The 332-nt window shown below is 70.5% G+C and carries 1 pseudogene; it reads left to right on the top strand.

The annotated features are described in order from the left end of the window. A pseudogene (locus BVI061214_RS13090) lies at nt 1–303 on the top strand (aspartate aminotransferase); the annotation flags it as partial. Between the last annotated feature and the right edge of the window lie 29 nt (nt 304–332).

Here is a 332-nt window from a genome sequence, read left to right on the forward strand (position 1 = left end):
GAGGCCTCCATGGCCTTCATCGCCATGGCCAGGGAAGCCTACAGGAAAAGGCGGGACCTCCTCCTGGAGGGGCTTTCTCGGATTGGCCTCGAGGCGGTGCGCCCCAGCGGGGCCTTCTACGTCCTCATGGACACCTCCCCCTTCGCCCCAAACGAGGTGGAGGCGGCGGAGAGGCTCCTTATGGCGGGGGGAGGGGGGGGGGCGGGCACCGACTTCGCCGCCCTTTGCCCCCTGCGCCCTTCCTTCGCCCCCGGCGGGGGGGAACTTAAGAAAGGCCCGGAGGGCCTCGCCCCGGCCCCTTAGTAGCGGCCTCTTCTCCTTGGGGGGGGGAG

The sequence above is a fragment of the Thermus aquaticus genome (genome assembly GCF_001280255.1).
Lineage (GTDB): Bacteria > Deinococcota > Deinococci > Deinococcales > Thermaceae > Thermus > Thermus aquaticus.